Origin of the sequence: Pseudomonas sp. EL_65y_Pfl2_R96, assembly GCF_963970905.1 — a bacterium.
Taxonomy (GTDB): domain Bacteria; phylum Pseudomonadota; class Gammaproteobacteria; order Pseudomonadales; family Pseudomonadaceae; genus Aquipseudomonas.
This window is the reverse complement of the sequence record NZ_CAXAQH010000269.1, coordinates 1-490: the sequence shown is the minus strand read 5'-3', so window position 1 is coordinate 490 and position 490 is coordinate 1. Positions and strand designations below refer to the sequence as shown.

The window sequence follows — 490 nt, the reverse complement described above, 5'->3', positions numbered from 1 at the left end:
GGCTACGTGCCGGATTTCGATGCCACCATCGTCACGCGCATGCTCGACGCCGGCGCCGAGATCGCCGGCAACTGGCCTCCCGCCTGGGCCGCCTATATCTCCGGCGCGCTGCGCAAGGCCGGCTTCGACGACATCCGTTTCATCGACGCCATGACCACCAACCTCTCCGATGACCAGGTCCGCCAGATCCTGATCGACGAGAAGCCCGACGTGGTCGGCTCCCCCGCGATCACGCCGTCGATCTACAAGGCCGAGCGGCTGTTGCAACTGGCCAAGGAAATCCACCCCGGCGCGCTGACCATCCTCGGCGGCATCCACGCCACCTTCATGTACCAGCAGGTGCTGACCGAGGCGCCCTTCATCGATGCCATCGTGCGCGGCGAGGGCGAGGAGATCATCGTCAATCTGCTGCGGGCGCTGCAAGGCGGCGACTGGCTCGCCGCGCGGCACGGCGTCAAGGGCATTGCCTTCCGCGAGGACGACAAGGTGG

At 66.9% G+C, this 490-nt stretch carries 1 protein-coding gene; it reads left to right on the top strand.

The window, feature by feature from the left end; all coding sequences use genetic code 11:
• Positions 1–490, top strand: a 490-nt coding sequence (locus tag AACY49_RS30570; RefSeq protein WP_339528014.1) for a B12-binding domain-containing radical SAM protein, incomplete at both ends; no start/stop codon positions are given.